13 protein-coding genes and 1 rRNA gene are annotated in these 15,529 nt (G+C 53.4%); 13 read left to right on the top strand and 1 reads right to left on the bottom strand.

The features are described from left to right. Window positions 1–3: 3 nt before the first annotated feature. The 12 genes from ccpN (at window position 4) to AC3WJN_RS12795 (ending at window position 14,519) form a co-directional block, all read left to right on the top strand. Window positions 4–648, top strand: a complete 645-nt coding sequence (gene ccpN, locus AC3WJN_RS12850) for a transcriptional regulator CcpN (protein WP_005833046.1) — start codon at window positions 4–6, stop codon at window positions 646–648. An 11-nt stretch (window positions 649–659) separates the two neighbouring features. Beyond that, window positions 660–1,496, top strand: coding sequence for a pyruvate, water dikinase regulatory protein (locus AC3WJN_RS12845; RefSeq protein ID WP_005833044.1), 837 nt, complete (start codon window positions 660–662; stop codon window positions 1,494–1,496). Window positions 1,497–1,697: 201 nt separating this feature from the next. After that, window positions 1,698–3,560 carry a DNA primase gene (gene dnaG / locus AC3WJN_RS12840; protein ID WP_007777603.1) on the top strand — a complete coding sequence of 621 codons (1,863 nt, stop codon included), beginning with the start codon at window positions 1,698–1,700 and terminating at the stop codon, window positions 3,558–3,560. Between the two features lie 34 nt (window positions 3,561–3,594). Next, complete coding sequence (rpoD, locus tag AC3WJN_RS12835) at window positions 3,595–4,722, top strand: RNA polymerase sigma factor RpoD (RefSeq protein ID WP_007777605.1); 1,128 nt, start codon at window positions 3,595–3,597, stop codon at window positions 4,720–4,722. A gap of 91 nt (window positions 4,723–4,813) precedes the next feature. Beyond that, window positions 4,814–5,746, top strand: coding sequence for a hypothetical protein (locus tag AC3WJN_RS12830; RefSeq protein ID WP_005833038.1), 933 nt, complete (start codon window positions 4,814–4,816; stop codon window positions 5,744–5,746). A 68-nt stretch (window positions 5,747–5,814) separates the two neighbouring features. Beyond that, window positions 5,815–5,979 carry a hypothetical protein gene (locus AC3WJN_RS12825; protein ID WP_005833036.1) on the top strand — a complete coding sequence of 55 codons (165 nt, stop codon included), beginning with the start codon at window positions 5,815–5,817 and terminating at the stop codon, window positions 5,977–5,979. Window positions 5,980–6,118: 139 nt separating this feature from the next. Beyond that, a complete protein-coding gene (locus AC3WJN_RS12820; protein ID WP_005833035.1) occupies window positions 6,119–7,258 on the top strand; it encodes an acyl-CoA dehydrogenase in 1,140 nt (379 codons plus the stop codon). Between the two features lie 141 nt (window positions 7,259–7,399). Beyond that, entirely contained in the window at window positions 7,400–8,134 is a 735-nt protein-coding gene (locus tag AC3WJN_RS12815; RefSeq protein ID WP_035316720.1) for a tRNA (adenine(22)-N(1))-methyltransferase, read from the top strand. Then, on the top strand, window positions 8,110–9,225 hold the full coding sequence (locus AC3WJN_RS12810; RefSeq protein ID WP_005833031.1) for a Nif3-like dinuclear metal center hexameric protein: 1,116 nt from the start codon (window positions 8,110–8,112) through the stop codon (window positions 9,223–9,225). Before AC3WJN_RS12815 ends, AC3WJN_RS12810 begins: the two co-directional genes overlap by 25 nt. A 58-nt stretch (window positions 9,226–9,283) precedes the next feature. Beyond that, a complete protein-coding gene (locus tag AC3WJN_RS12805) occupies window positions 9,284–11,284 on the top strand; it encodes an S-layer homology domain-containing protein (RefSeq protein ID WP_007777610.1) in 2,001 nt (666 codons plus the stop codon). Next, entirely contained in the window at window positions 11,281–12,780 is a 1,500-nt protein-coding gene (locus AC3WJN_RS12800; protein ID WP_005833027.1) for a S41 family peptidase, read from the top strand. Before AC3WJN_RS12805 ends, AC3WJN_RS12800 begins: the two co-directional genes overlap by 4 nt. A 254-nt stretch (window positions 12,781–13,034) precedes the next feature. Further along, on the top strand, window positions 13,035–14,519 hold the full coding sequence (locus AC3WJN_RS12795) for an alkaline phosphatase family protein (protein ID WP_007777614.1): 1,485 nt from the start codon (window positions 13,035–13,037) through the stop codon (window positions 14,517–14,519). Here AC3WJN_RS12795 and AC3WJN_RS12790 read toward each other — a convergent pair. After that, a complete protein-coding gene (locus AC3WJN_RS12790; RefSeq protein ID WP_007777617.1) occupies window positions 14,494–15,153 on the bottom strand; it encodes an endonuclease/exonuclease/phosphatase family protein in 660 nt (219 codons plus the stop codon). The genes AC3WJN_RS12795 and AC3WJN_RS12790 overlap by 26 nt on opposite strands. A gap of 302 nt (window positions 15,154–15,455) precedes the next feature. On the opposite strand from AC3WJN_RS12790, the gene AC3WJN_RS12785 reads away from it, so the two are divergent. Further along, window positions 15,456–15,529: ribosomal RNA gene (locus AC3WJN_RS12785) — 16S ribosomal RNA — on the top strand; the annotation flags it as partial.

Raw genomic sequence — 15,529 nt, 5'->3', positions numbered from 1 at the left:
TGATTGGTCATCGAGCTTACCAAGCGTCAAGAGCAGATCTTACAGATAGTGAAGGATGACGGACCGATTACAGGGGAGCATATCGCGGAGCGTCTCAATCTGACTCGCGCTACGTTGCGCCCTGATCTTTCCATCCTCACGATGTCAGGATATTTAGAAGCCAGACCTCGGGTCGGGTATTTTTATGCCGGCCGACCTGCAAGCTCCGTCATTAGTGAACGGCTTCACAAGCTTATTGTCAATGACTACAAGGCAGTGCCAATCGTAGTTTCCGAGTCCGCCTCCGCTTACGATGCCATCGTGACCCTCTTTCTGGAGGATGTCGGGACGTTGTTCGTTGTCAACCAAAAAGGGTATTTAGCTGGCGTCATCTCACGCAAGGACCTTTTGCGCGCTTCCCTCGGCAACAAGACGCTGGAGGATGTGCCAGTCAGCATCATCATGTCGCGGATGCCGAACATCATCACCTGCGGGCCAGAGGAAACCTTGTACGCGGCAGCGAAAAAGCTGATTGATTTCCAGATCGATTCCTTGCCTGTCGTGCGACCCAGTGACGAAGATCCGAAGCAGATGGAGTTGATGGGACGGGTTACGAAGACGACGATCGCCAAAGCATTTGTAGAACTGGGCAGCGAGCCGAAAGTGTAGGAGGAGAATGGATGCAAGGTAACCAACAAGGACAGCTCATCTACGTGGTCTCAGACTCCATCGGCGAAACGGCCGAGCTGGTCGTTCGCGCTGGAGCCAGCCAATTTGACCGTTTTTTGTTTGATGTGCAAAAGTATCCCTACATAGAAGACAAGGAATCCATCGACGAAATCATCGCTTCCGCCAAGGAATCGAAAGCGATGATCGTCTTTACTCTGGTAATCCCGGAGCTGAACGCGTACATTACCCAGCAAGCGGCCCTGCACGGCATTCCTGCGATTGATGTGATGGGCCCGCTCATGCACACGCTACAGGGCATGCTCAAGGAGCCGCCGACAGGCAAGCCAGGGCTTGTGCGTCGACTGGACGAGGAGTACTTCCGCAAGGTGGACGCGATCGAGTTCGCCGTCAAATACGACGACGGCCGCGACCCGCGCGGGCTTTTGCGCGCGGACGTCGTTTTGATCGGGGTATCGCGCACCTCCAAGACACCGCTCTCCATGTACTTGGCGAACAAGCGCCTGAAAGTGGCGAATGTTCCCCTCGTTCCGGAGGTGGAGCCGCCGGAAGAGCTGTTCCAGCTCCCGCCAGAACGGTGTGTCGGGTTGACCATTAATCCGGAGCAGTTGAACGGCATCCGCACCGAGCGACTGAAAGCGCTCGGATTGACGGCGCAAGCCAACTACGCCAATCTCGACCGGATTGCGGAAGAGCTGGCCTACTCCAAGCGGATTATCGACCGTCTGGGCTGTAAGGTGATCGACGTGTCGAACAAGGCTGTGGAGGAAACGGCCAACATCATTTTGGAGATGATTCGCAAAAACAACCTCCGCAACGAAAGAAAATAGGCCAAAAGAAGGGATTTGGCGACTTTTGTAGAAAACGAGTAGCGAAAGCTTTTCATACATGGAGCGCAACAGCGTTTATTGCTTGCGGAAATGTGGAAAAGTAGAAAAGAAGAAAAGAAGTTCGAGACAAAGAAGGAATTTGACGAATTTTGACGAACTAAATAATCTCATCGTGCGATTCTCCTAAAAAGGTGGAAAGACATGACAGGTCCCACTTCAGATGAATTTGTGAATCAAGTGCGTGCCGCTGTCGACATCGTAGACGTTGTAGGAGAGTACGTTCAACTGAGAAAAAGCGGTCGTGCCTTTCTCGGTCTATGTCCGTTTCACTCTGAAAAGAGCCCTTCCTTCAATGTGAATGCAGAGCGACAGTTTTTCCATTGCTTTGGCTGCGGGGCAGGTGGGGATGTCTTTTCCTTTTTAATGAAACTGGAGCAACTGACGTTCCCAGAGGCACTGCACAAATTGGCGGAGCGTGCCGGGATCGAGATGCCCAAGACACAGCAAGTAGAGGAATCTCCTGAAAAACGCGCCAAGCAAGCCATGCAGGAAGCGCATCAGCTTGTGTCAAAGCTGTACCACTACGTGCTGACGGAGACGCCATATGGCGTGGAGGCGATGAAGTACCTCGAACGGCGCGGAGTGTCTATGCAGACGATTGCCGAGTTTCAGATCGGCTTTGCGCCCGATTCCTGGGATTTTGTGACGCAGTTTTTAAAAAAGCGGGAGTTTTCCCAGGAGTTGATGGTGGAGGCCGGACTCTTGGCGAAAAGCGATGGAGGAAAAGTATTCGATCGCTTTCGGGGACGGATCATGTTCCCCATCCACGACACCCAGGGAAATGTCATCGGATTCGGCGGCCGCCTGTTGGACGGCTCAAAGCCGAAGTCTCAACCCAAGTATTTAAACAGCCCGGAAAGCCTTTTGTTTAACAAAAGCGCTACCCTGTTCAACCTTCACCGTGCCCGTCCATATATTAGAAAGAGGAAGCAGGCACTGTTGTTTGAAGGATATGTCGATGTCATCTCGGCATGGCAGGCGGGTTTTCCCCAAGGAATCGCCACGCTGGGCACCGCCCTGACGGAGCAGCAGGCCAGAATGATTCGGCGCAATGTCGATTCGGTTGTGCTTTGCTATGACGGAGACGCTGCCGGTCAGGAGGCGACAAGCAAGGCGATCCACATACTGCAGCAGGCTGGTCTCATCGTTCGGGTAGCTCCTTTGCCGCAGGGAGTCGACCCCGATGATTACATCCGCCAGTACGGAGCTGAAGCCTTTTCTCAGCAGGTTTTGCTGCAGGCGATGCCGGTTACGGCTTTTCGCTTGAAACATTTACGCAGCCAGATCGTAATAAATGATGAGACGGACAAGGCCCGCTTGATTGCCAAGGCCGTTGAAATCATCAACGAGCTGGAAAGCCCGGTCGAACGGGATATGTATTTGCGGCAATTGGCGGATGAATACTCCCTGACGCTCAGCGATCTCAAGTGGGAGGCCAAGCGCGTTTACAAACAGCAAAAAAGTGAACGGCAAAGGGATAAAGTGTCGCCAGCATGGAATAATAGTATAAATAATGGCAAAGTTACGCTCGCGAAAACACTGCCGCCCGCTTACCATACGGCTGAGCGCATGCTGCTGTACTACATGATGCGGAATCAAGAAATAGCCGCCCGCGTCCAGGAGGAATGCAGCGCCCACTTTCAAGTGGACGAACACGACGCGCTGGCTGCCTACCTGTACGCCTACTACGCAGAGGGAAACCCGGAAGACCCTGGAGGGTTCATACATTACGTGCAAGACGATTTGTTAAAGCAATTAGCCTCGGGATTGGCCATGATGGAGTGCAAGGAAGACGTATCTGATTTAGAGATCGGTGACTACATCAAACAAGTGAATAACTACCCGAAGCGTGCCGAGTTGGAACGATTGCGCGAAGAGCAGCGGAGCTTACACCTCCAAGCGGCCGCAGCGGACAGCGAGGATGCGCGCAAACAACTGGAAATTCAAGCTGCCTTAACAGGGATGAAGATTCTTGAATTGGAAAATGCTTTAAAAGAAGGGTAGCTTCAGATCATTCCCGGGGAAGGAGGGAAAGTAGATGAACAAGCAAAATATCACTTCTGACATGGAAGCAATGTCCATCGAACAAGTGAAGGAGCAGTTGGTCGAATTAGGCAAGAAACGCGGCGTTTTGTCGTACAAGGAAATTACGGATCGCCTGGCAGGTTTCGAGCAGGATTCGGATCAGATGGATGAGTTTTTCGAATACCTGGGCGATCAAGGTATCGAGATCAACAACAACGAGAACGACGACGACGATGAAGTCGACGAAATGATTATGAAGGACGAGGACAACGAAGAATTCGACTTTGACGATCTCTCCGTTCCGCCTGGAATTAAGATCAATGACCCTGTACGGATGTACTTGAAAGAAATTGGTCGTGTTCCTCTGCTCTCCGCTGAAGAGGAGATTAAATTGGCGCAGCGCATTGAACAGGGTGACGAGGAAGCGAAAAGAAGACTGGCTGAGGCCAACCTGCGACTGGTTGTTTCGATTGCCAAGCGCTATGTAGGCCGCGGCATGCTGTTCCTCGACCTGATTCAAGAAGGGAACATGGGTCTGATTAAAGCGGTGGAAAAGTTTGACTACCGCAAAGGCTACAAGTTCAGTACGTACGCGACATGGTGGATTCGCCAGGCCATTACCCGTGCAATTGCGGACCAGGCGCGGACCATTCGGATTCCGGTGCATATGGTGGAAACGATCAACAAGCTGATACGCGTTTCCAGGCAGCTTCTCCAGGAGCTAGGACGTGAGCCGATGCCAGAGGAAATCGCGGAAAAAATGGATTTGACCCCGGAAAAGGTTCGAGAAATCATGAAGATTGCTCAAGAGCCTGTTTCTTTGGAGACGCCAATCGGGGAAGAAGACGACTCTCACTTGGGCGATTTCATCGAGGACCAGGACGCGCTGGAGCCTTCGGATGCAGCGGCGTATGAGCTGTTGAAAGAGCAGCTCGAAGACGTTCTGGACACCTTGACTGATCGGGAAGAAAACGTTCTTCGCCTGCGTTTTGGCCTCGACGACGGTCGCACGCGCACATTGGAAGAAGTTGGCAAAGTGTTCGGCGTAACGCGCGAGCGCATTCGTCAGATCGAAGCAAAAGCGCTGCGAAAACTTCGTCATCCAAGCCGAAGCAAACGCTTAAAAGATTTCCTGGAATAGCCGATATAAGGAGTATGAGGCCTACGTTTTAGCCGACGTAGGCTTTTCGTTTTCCACCATCATTTTCTTTCACGAGTAAGGAGGGGCCGCGTTGGACGACCAGCGCAAGCGAACCATCATAGCCGAAATTGAAAACTGGCGGCGCAATCACCTGCTGCCTGAACATTACTGCATTTTCCTGTTAAACCTGTACACAGAAGGGGATCGGCCGAGTACGAGTTCTACGGCATCCGCGGGCAGGGGAGAAAAGAAGAGAACGGATGCGACGTTGGGAACGGGAGCAGGGGTTGCGACAGGCAACTCGTCACCATCCACCGCTTATGCCTACGCAACCAGACAAGTAGCTCCGATTACGGGAAAAATGGTGATGACCTGGCTCCTTGGCGCCTTTGTTATTGCTGGTTTGATCTTACTTGCTTTTCATTTTAACCGTTTTACGACCCCAATGCAAATTGCCATCTTTGCCTGTTTCGCTCTCATTTTCTATATTCTAGGACTCGGCTTTCGCCGCCAAGCCCCGCCATTGACGCATTTGTTTCTCATGATTTCCTTTATTCTGTTAATTGCGGGTGGAATATATTGCATTCAAAAGCTGAACGGTTCCATGCCGCTGGTCCTCTTGTATTTGGGCTTCATTTGCGTGCTATTGTGCGTAAGTGCTTTCCTGTTTGGCTACGCCTACTTGCTTTATTGCGGGATGCTCGGCCTGGCGCTCCTGTACGGATTTGCGACTGTGCAGCGAGTAGGGGAGGACTACACGTGGTGGAAATCGGAGCTGTACTGGGTGCCTCTCGCTTGCCTTTTGACGGGACTCGGCTTTTTAATGAACAACGGCAACCCGAAGTGGGCAGGGGTTTTCGCAGTGTGCGGGCTCATCTCCTTTTTTGGCGCGGAGATTCAGGCGCTGTATATTGCCGAAGCGAAAAGAGACATGATCCAGTTGCTGCTGTTCATCAAGGTGTTTTTAGCCTCGGCGCTGTTTTTCTTTACGCGCGGCTACTGGTACACATGGCTCAGACTGTAAGGCAGCCCCATTTTTTTCGCCTGTCCGATTTGCTACAATGAGGGGAGAGAGAAAAAGAGGTGAGGGAAATGGAGAGCAAGTGGAAAGTATTGATCGGAATCTTGCTGGCTGTCGTCTTTTTGGGTGGAGAGACGGCTGCACAGCTTATGGGAGTCAAAACATACAGCATCGGGTACATACTGGGCGCTCTGGCCTTTTTGGGAGCGATCCTCGTGGGAGCACGCCAACGTTAGGCGTGTTTTTTTTGCGGAAATCACACAAACAAGCCTTTCATGGTGTATAATGGAAGGAGTATTCTGAACAAACGCTCAGTCATAACGGTACAAGTCTTGCCTATTCACTACTAAAGCGTTTTCAAGGGGGTAGCAAAAGATGAATTTTGATCTGACGGTAGAGCAGCAAATGCTCAAAAAAATGATGCGGGAGTTTGCCGATGAAGTCGTGGCACCTGGCGCAGATGAACGTGACCGCACCAAGCAATTTCCTGTCGAAATATTCAAGCAGATGAGCGAACTGAACCTGATGGGCTTGCCGTTTCCGGAAGAGTACGGCGGCGGCGGATCTGACTCCACGAGCTTCGCCATCGTTGTCGAGGAGCTTAGCCGTGCTTGCGGCTCGACGGGCATTACGTATTCGGCGCACATTTCGCTCGGCGGCGCTCCGCTGCACCTTTTTGGCACGGAAGAGCAAAAGCGAAAATATTTGAGCAAAATCTGTTCCGGTGAAAGCTTTGGGGCATTCGGCCTGACGGAGCCAAACGCCGGCTCGGATGCAGGCGGGACGAAGACGACAGCCGTCTTGTCCGATTCGGAGTGGCTCATCAACGGCTCCAAATGTTTTATTACGAACGCTTCTTACGCGTCGTTTCTGGCCCTGACCGCCGTGACGGACAAAGACAAAGGATCGAGAGGGATCTCCGCCTTTATCGTCCCGACCGATGCGCCGGGCTTTACCGTGCTGGCCAATTACGAAAAGCTCGGCTTGCACAGCTCCAATACGACAGAGCTGGTGCTGGAAAATGTCCGGGTGCCGGAAGAAAACATGCTCGGAAAACGCGGCGAAGGCTTCAAGCAGTTTCTCATTACGCTCGATGGCGGGCGCATCGGCATCGGGGCGATGGCGGTCGGAATCGCACAGGCCGCTTACGACAAGGCCTTGCAATACGCCAAGCAGCGCACGGCTTTCGGCAATTCCTTGAGTCAGTTCCAGGCGATTCAGCACAAGCTGGCTGACATGGCCATGCAGATTGATCTGGCTCGGACGATGGTGTACAAGGCAGCCTGGCTCAAAGACCACGGGCGCAAATTTACGAAAGAAGCCGCGATGGCGAAGCTGTACGCTTCGGAAGTCGCCATGTCCGCTACCCACCAGGCCATTCAAATCCACGGCGGATACGGCTACATGCGCGAATACCAGGTGGAACGCTTTTTCCGCGATGCGCGTCTTTTGGAAATCGGCGAGGGCACCTCGGAAATTTTGCGCAATGTCATCGCCAGGGAAATCGGCTGCTAACAAATTTTGGAACATTTGGAATCCTCGCTGCCAGATCAGCGGGGATTTTGTCGTTCTTTGCGCGGGCGTTGTCACGTAATTTGCATTTCGCAATTGCTGCCAAATAGGGTAGAATAGAGGCAACGGAAGGTGAAAACAAAGATGACATCATTAACGATTTCCAAGCGGCTGCAAACGATTGCCCGCTACTGTCCAGAAGGAGCCCGCGTCGCCGACATCGGGTCGGATCATGCGTTGTTGGCTTCTTATTTGCTTGTGAAAGGAATCGCCTCTTTCGTCATTGCCGGCGAGCTGAACGAAGGACCTTTTCAGGCAGCGAAAAAGCAAATACATACTTTGCAGGTGAAAGACCGCGCGTCCGTCAGAAAAGGAAACGGACTGGCCGTGCTGGAACCGGGCGAAGCCGACGTCGTCTGCATCGCCGGAATGGGCGGACAGTTGATCGTCTCCATTTTGGAGGCGGGACTGTCCAAGCTGGAAGGCGTACAGCGCCTGATCCTGCAACCGAATGTCGGGGAAGAGGCGGTGCGCCGCTGGCTGTTGAATCAGGGCTGGCAGCTCGTAGCCGAAACCATTTTGAAGGAAGACGGCATTATTTACGAAATTTTGGTGGCCGAACGAGGCGTTCCCACTGTTCCTTATGAAAACAAAGATCGTCCGCAAGAAGATCTCCTGAGGATCGGTCCGTTCCTCTGGGAAGAAAAATCAGAAATTCTCCTGGAAAAATGGAGTAGCGAAGCTGAAAAATGGCAAAAGGTCCTGCTCCAGTTGCAGCGCTCGGACAAGCCGGAAGTTGCCCAGCGAATTGCGGAAATCGAACGAGAAGTGAAATGGATCAATGAGGTGATAGCATGCTTGCGCACGGACAAACCGTAATCCAGCACGTAGAGCGTTTGGCGCCAAAGGCTTTGGCGATGGAAGGCGACAAAATCGGCCTTCATGTCGGGACGCTGCAAAAGAAAGTGAAAAAAGTGATGGTCGCACTCGACGTGCTCGAACCGGTGGTCGACGAGGCGATTGCCGAAGGCGTCGACCTGATCGTCGCACACCACGCCGTCATTTATCGCCCGCTCAAGCATTTGCGGACCGATCTGGCAGCAGGACGGGTTTTTGAAAAGCTGATAAAGCACGACATTGCCGTCTATACGGCACATACGAATCTGGATGTCGCGGTGGGCGGCATGAACGACTGGCTGGCAGAAGCGATCGGGCTGGTCGATGTGGACGTGCTGGATGTGCTGCAGCGAGAAGCGTGGAAAAAGCTCGTCGTCTTCGTACCGGCCACGCACAAGGACGCTGTTTTCCAGGCCATGTCTGAGGCGGGTGCCGGGCATGTCGGCAACTACAGTCACTGCTCCTTCCAGGTGGAGGGAACCGGAACCTTTTTGCCGGGCGCAGGCACCAACCCGCATATCGGTTCGCAAGGCAAGCTGGAGACGGTCGAGGAAGTTCGCATCGAAATGGTGATTCCGGCTTCCAAGCAAACGGCGGTGCTGAAAGCGATGCTCGCGGCTCATCCGTACGAAGAAGTTGCCTACGATATCATCAGCCTGGAACAGTCCGGCCAGGCTTACGGAATCGGGCGCATTGGCTATTTGCCTGCTCCCATGACGCTGCGGGAAATGGCTGAGTTGGTCAAGGAGCGCTTTTCGCTGCAAGGGCTTCGCGTGGTAGGCGATCTGGATGCCACGGTCAAAAAAGTAGCGGTCGTCGGCGGAGATGGCAGCTCGTTCGCTTCCAAGGCGATTTTCAAAGGCGCAGATGTGTTCCTGACGGGAGACATCGGCTACCATACTGCACACGATGCGCAGGCCGACGGGCTTTCCATCATTGACGCGGGCCACAATATCGAAAAGATCATGAAACAAAAACTGGCGGAATACTTGCTGGAGCAGTTGAAAGCAAACGGCTACGAAACCGAAGTCATCGCCTCTGCTGTGCACACGGATCCGTTTCAATTTGTGTAAGGAACATGTCGGCAAAAAAGAACGGTTGCCGTCCAGTTGAAGTGTAGGAGGATTTTGTGTGCAAAAACTAATTCGAACGCTCTCTAGCGGACTGCTTGTCGCTGCTCTGCTCACCCCCGGCGTCGCTTCAGCGGCTGGGGGCTTTCTGCCTTACAAAGACATTGGCACGCATTGGGCGAAAGCATCCATTATTCGCGGTGTACAGGCAGGGCTGTTTGCAGCGGGTGCGGATGCGCCGATGTTTTACCCGAATCGGGAGATGACCCGCGCCGAATTTGTGGCCTTGATGGATCGCTTGTACAACGGCGGGCAGTATCAGTTGTATCCGCTGACGTTTTTATCCGAACATGCCGAATGGTCAAAAGGAGAAGGGTTCGATGAGCCGTACCTTCCTTATAAAGACGTCGATCGGCTGACGTGGATGTACAACCCGACGTTGCGCGTGTCAGTCATTTTGGACAGGCTGTACGGCCCGAATGCCATCCAGGAAGTATTTCCCGGCGAGGCGATGAACCCGAACCAGCCGATCACCCGCGAAGAAGCGGCAAAGCTCATGCAAATGTTCACGATGTCGCCGGACAGCGCAAAAGCGTGGGAAGAAGTCAAGGCTTGGGGCTGGCTGGAAGGCGAACGCTCAGACAAGCTGAAGCGGGGCGAGGCGGCGGCAGCAGCCGATCGCATGATTACGTATTTGGTGCAGGACACGATCCTGCCGCTGTTGGACTACGATGGTCAAAAGTTTCCGATGGTTCCGGAGATTGAGGAGCTTTTCCCTTATTTTGCAACGTATACGATTTGGTCAACAACAGAGGAAAAGGCGTACGTGGAGGCCGTGGACGCGATTCGCAACCACGAAGACACGGATCAGACGTTTCAGGTGCTGCGCAAGCTGTTGGGGACCTCGTTTGACAACCGGATCGGGCTGCATTTTTATTTGAGCTGGGACCCGGAGACGGAGATTTCCGCCAACCTCGATGAAGCGATGAGTGCTATCGACGCTTATTTCGCCGACAAGGTCATCGCGCCGGATACGCTGCGGCTGTTGAGCGCCAATGTATATGACCTGGCGCTGCAGCTCGGGGCAAACGACCCGCAGCAATTCGCCAAGGTGCTGGACCGTTTGAGCACGTATGAAGCAAAAGTCAAACCGGATTCAAAAGAATGGGAGGCGCTTGCCATCTACCTGGGGGCTCTGGAAATCAGGAGCGGACAGACGGAAAAAGCGCTGAGCCGCTACAAGCAGTTTGCCGCCGCCAATCCGGAAGCACTGCTCAACGCCTGCTACTATTTGCATCAGGATGGACGGCTGGAAGAAGCGGCAGCGCTGCTGGCAACGGTCAAGCCGAACGCCGCAGACACCCGGATGGTGCAGCTCGGCAAGCTTTTGCAGCAGGAGCTGGCTTCCTTGCAGGAGCAAACGGCGATTGTGAGCGACCTCGGCTATTCGCTGCGCCGCCTGGACAGCACGGAGTCCTATCAGGTCAAGGGCGAAGCGGTGCTCAGCGGGTTCACCTTCAAGTACACGCAGGAGATCGACCAGCGCAGCCAGATCAGCAAGCTCAACGGATTTTACCAATCGCCGCAAAAGCTCGTGTCCGACAAGCTGTCTACCTATACAGACGGTCGCAAACATATCCAATACTCCTACGACTCCGAATCGCAAAAATGGGAGCAGCACAAGACGGACAAGCTCGACTTTTTGCATGAATGGGTCAGTGCCCTTCCGGTAGCGGAACGTGCCAAAACTTTGCATGCCCGCTACTTCAAGCAGTCGTTCGGGGAGATTGACGTGATTACGGAGTGGATACCCGGTGCCGCTCTCGAAGAAAAATCCGCTTCGCTCATGCTTGAGCGCGGCAAAGTCAAACACGTGCCGCTGTTCATGAACAAGTATTACATTGACCGGGCGAGCGATCGCGTCGTCAAGCATACGTGGCGCTATGAAGAGATTTACAGCAGCGATGAATATGTCGCGTATTCCGGTACGGATCGGTACGATTACGCCGCAAACGTGAAACTATCAATTCCTGATGAAGTGCGAAAAGGGGTGACTCCATGAAGCGGTTTAGTCAATGGCTAGCGGCTGCCCTGTTGGCAGTATCGGCATGGCAAGCGCCAGTCCAGGCAGCAGAAAATCCGTACGTGGAAACAGAAGAAGTGTTTTATCACGTCATGGAAAGTCATCTGAGCAAGCCGCAAGCGGCGCAGTTGGTAAAAGGCGCGCTGCAAGCGGTCAGCGAGCAGGCAAAGGAACGCAAAAAGCTGCAGCTTGCCGTCTCTCCTGAGGACGACACATGGGACGAGCTGGAGCAGCGGCTTGTGGAATGGCAAAGCAAAGGCGGCTTCGATGCGGCTTCGATGAACGTATGGGCGATCGACGGCATGCTCTCGACCCTCGATGATCCGCACAGCGTCTTTTTTACAGCAGACGAACTGCGGCTGTTCCAGTCCGATGTGGAGAATCAGTTCGTCGGGTTCGGCTTTCGTCTGCGGATGCAAAACGATCATTTGATTATTCGCGAAATCGTTCCCGGCTCCCCGGCTGCGGCCTCAGTCCTCAAGCGCGGCGACCAGTTGCAAAAGGTCAATGAGGTTTCGCTTGTGGGCAAAAGCTTCGAGGAGTCGTACGCCTACCTGAAAGGGGCGGAAGGAACGGAAGCGGTCCTGACCGTCTATCGTCCCGCTGAAAAACGCGAGCTTCAGGTCAAGCTGAAACGGGCGATGATGACCCTTCCGGAAGCTGAAGGACAGCTTTTTTCCGATGGGTCCATTGGCTACATCAGCCTCGAAACATTTGGCTCCGAGGGCGCTTTGCAAATGCGCGACAAGCTGCTGGAATTTGCTCGCTCACCAAAACCGTTGACCGGGCTTGTGCTCGATTTGCGCGACAACGGCGGGGGCTATTTGGCGACTGCGCGAGACATCGCGAGCCTGTTTATGGAAGAGGGCCTGCTCATGTACACGACGAACCGCAATGGCGTGGAAGTGGAGACATGGGTGAGAAACGGACGGGATATCAACGTTCCGGTGCGGATTTTGGTGAATGGAGGAACAGCCTCCGCCTCTGAGCTTTTGTCTGGCGCCTTGCGCGACCACGGCATTGCCAAGCTGATCGGCACTAAAACGTACGGAAAAGGAAGCGCGCAGCAAGTCATCCCGCTATCGGCGGGAGATGCGTTGAAGCTGACGCTGAACGAGTATTTCACGCCCAAGCATACGATCGTCAATCACATCGGACTCACGCCGGACATACTGGTAGAGGATTACGGGGCGCAAGTGATCGAAGCTCTCCACTCCCTGAATGTTCGCCAGTGGGAATTGAGCGATGAGGATGGCGATACGGTTATCAACGGCATTCCGTTTCCTACCGTGGAACCGCTTTTCAAGCAAGGAACCAACGGATTGCAAATCAGGGCGGCTGTCCTGTCGCACTTGTTGAAAGATCCTGAGATCGGGGAAAAAGAGTATGTGGAGCTTTCGCCTTATTTGCATAAGCATTCTGCCTTGAAAGTGCAAAGCAAAAATGGATTCCATGTCCTGACTTATACTTCCTAACGAAAAGAGAAGAGAAGGCCTCTGCTGTCCGTGGGATTTGTCCATTCCACGTGCCGGCAGAGGCTTTTTTGTTTGACATGGGCTATCCTCCAAAGATGCTTCGCCAAAAACACGGTCGAAGCCTTTCGTTTTCGCATACGAGCGGGGCTTGCGGAAAGCCAGGGGGGAAGTTTTCTTTCGCTTGGAGTATAGTCGACTGCTGGAAGCCGAACACTATCAGGTGATACTAATGAAGAACGAAGGATGGCAGACCGATGAAAAAGGTACTTCTTTTTTTGATCGACTCCATGATGCCGGACGTGCTGGAGCGTTGCATTGCGGCAAACAAAGCGCCGGGCTTGCGCTTTTTGCTGGAACATAGCCAGTACATCCCGGACTGCGTGACCGTGTTTCCGACGATGACGGCTTCGATCGACTGCTCTCTGATAACGGGCGTGTACCCGGATCAGCACAAAGTTCCGGGACTGGTTTGGTACGATTCGGAGCAGAAAAAAATAGTGAATTACATTAACGGCGCGGTTCCGGTGCGCAAGCTGGGCATTGCCCAATGTGCAACCAACGTGCTGTTTGACTTGAACGAGCGCCACCTTAGCAAAGACGTGAAGACGATCCATGAGGTGCTGGAAGAGCACCAGCTCGTGTCGGGGTCGATCAATGTCATTGCCCACCGTGGCCATAAGCAGCACAAGGTGCACATGCCGCCTCTGCTCGACGCCATCACCTCTTTTCAGCTTCGCGAGACGGTAAGCGGCCCGACGATCATGAGCATAGGCACGCTGGTGCGGCCAGACATATTCCGTCCGGTGACGTGGAATATGGCGCAGACCGTGTTCGAAGGCTACGGAATCAACGACACGTACGCTATCGACGTCCTGATCGAAGTCATTCGCAGTGGCAAACAGCCTCATTTTACCTTGGTCTACCTCCCGGAAAACGATCACAAGCTCCACGCTTCGCCGCAAAATGCTATCCAGCACCTCGCCGATGTAGACAAGCAGCTCGTGCGCTTTTTGGACAGCTTCGCCTCCTGGGAGCAAATGCTGGAGCGAAACGTCTGCATCCTGATCTCGGACCATGGCCAGACGGTAATCGGGGAAGGCGAAGAGCACAATATTTCATTGGATGCTCTCCTGAAGGGGTTTTCCATTCATGCGCTGGGGAAGGAAGTGACCAGCGAAGTCGAGGTAGTCATTTGCAACAATGAGCGGATGACCTTTTTGTATCCGGTGAACGGGACAGAGCAGGCGGCGATTGTCGAAGCGGTCAGCGTTGATAAACGGATTGACTTGATCGCCTGGAAGGATGGCGAGAAAATGATTGTTCGCCGCGGGGGCTCAAAGCAGGAGCTGAGTTTTTGGCGCGGTGCGGAGTATTCCGACGCTTATGGACGCTCGTGGGGAATGGCTGGCGATCCGTCCGTGCTCGATGTGCAGTACGATGGCGAGACGCTGACCTTTGACACGTACCCCGATGCTTTTTCCCGGCTGTACGGAGCGGCGTTTGCGCAGCAAGGTCCGGCTGTCATTTTGACTGCGGCGCCGGGGTACGAATTTTTGTCAGAATGCGCACCTACCCATCTCGGAGGGGGAAGCCACGGTTCTTTGCACAAACGCGATTCGCTGATTCCTTTGGTAATCGCGGGCGCGGCTCAATCGTTTCCGTTGCCGGCGCGGCTGGTGGACGTCAAAGATTTTATTTTACGCGAGCTGGGCGTCATTTCAGGCGCGCATCCACAATGATCGGCACGTGATCTGACCAGGTGACGTTAGAGACGGCATACTGCTGAATGTCCCAATGGCTTGAGGCAAACACGTAATCCAGACGGCGGCGAAAGGCCGGGAGGGTGTGCTTCTTCTCCTGTCCGCAGACGAGAGCGCAGTCTTGCAGGACAGGGGCGAAGGACACGTTGGCAGCGTTGAAGTCCCCCATGAGCAGAACAGGGCCCTGATGGCGGGAAAGGAGTTCGGAGAGGAACTGTAGTTGCGCTGTACGGCTTGTTTGATTCAAGCTGCAATGCGTTACCCAGGCGGTGATGGTTTTTCCGCTCCACTGGAAAGCAGCCTGCAACAGCGTCCGTTGCTCGCGCTTCGCAGGGAGTGCGACGGTCTGGATGTTTTCGAGCGGATATTTCGAGAGCAGCGCGTTTCCGTAGTGTCCGTCGCCGTGCGGGATTGATGGCGCAAAAGCGAGGTGATACTGCAATTGCTCTGCCAAAAAGCTCGCTTGATAGCCGTATTTGGAGTTTTGGTGGACTTCCTGCAAGCCTACGATGTCTGGTTGCAAGTAGGACAGCGTGTCAGCCATTTGGACAAGACGTTTGCGCCACCAGAGATCGCGGCCACTGTGAATGTTATAACTTACTGCTCGCAGCATGCTGGCTCCCGTTTCGGTGTGACTTGGGCTTTTCTTTTTCTAGTATGGACGATCTTTCCAGTGGTCTAGTCGGAGGGATTGTGGTACATTGAAAAACCCTCCTTTTTCAAGAGGAGAGGAAAAACATTTTTTAATCAACTTATTTATAATTTCCTGTTGCATTTGATTTTAGCCTATGCTATATTAAAAAACGTCGCCTCTACTTGAAGCGAAAATGGAAAAAGATGCACCTTGAAAACCGGATAGAATCATCTGTGAAAAATAAGCTTGTGTTTTATTTGATGTCAGATTCACTTTCTACTTTATTGGAGAGTTTGATCCTGGCTCAGGACGAACGCTGGCGGCGTGCCTAATACATGCAAGTCGAGCGAGTCCC

The organism is Brevibacillus sp. FW306-2-1A-C05A (assembly GCF_058781555.1).
This window is presented reverse-complemented; position numbering and strand designations above follow the sequence as displayed.

Bases quoted from the DNA above. Each gene is read 5' to 3' on its own strand.
- AC3WJN_RS12845 (WP_005833044.1), top strand. From the start codon at position 660: ATGCAAGGTAACCAACAAGGACAGCTCATCTACGTGGTCTCAGACTCC.
- dnaG (WP_007777603.1), top strand. From the start codon at position 1,698: ATGACAGGTCCCACTTCAGATGAATTTGTGAATCAAGTGCGTGCCGCT.
- rpoD (WP_007777605.1), top strand. From the start codon at position 3,595: ATGAACAAGCAAAATATCACTTCTGACATGGAAGCAATGTCCATCGAA.
- AC3WJN_RS12825 (WP_005833036.1), top strand. From the start codon at position 5,815: ATGGAGAGCAAGTGGAAAGTATTGATCGGAATCTTGCTGGCTGTCGTC.
- AC3WJN_RS12820 (WP_005833035.1), top strand. From the start codon at position 6,119: ATGAATTTTGATCTGACGGTAGAGCAGCAAATGCTCAAAAAAATGATG.
- AC3WJN_RS12815 (WP_035316720.1), top strand. From the start codon at position 7,400: ATGACATCATTAACGATTTCCAAGCGGCTGCAAACGATTGCCCGCTAC.
- AC3WJN_RS12810 (WP_005833031.1), top strand. From the start codon at position 8,110: ATGCTTGCGCACGGACAAACCGTAATCCAGCACGTAGAGCGTTTGGCG.
- AC3WJN_RS12800 (WP_005833027.1), top strand. From the start codon at position 11,281: ATGAAGCGGTTTAGTCAATGGCTAGCGGCTGCCCTGTTGGCAGTATCG.
- AC3WJN_RS12795 (WP_007777614.1), top strand. From the start codon at position 13,035: ATGAAAAAGGTACTTCTTTTTTTGATCGACTCCATGATGCCGGACGTG.
- AC3WJN_RS12790 (WP_007777617.1), bottom strand. From the start codon at position 15,153: ATGCTGCGAGCAGTAAGTTATAACATTCACAGTGGCCGCGATCTCTGG.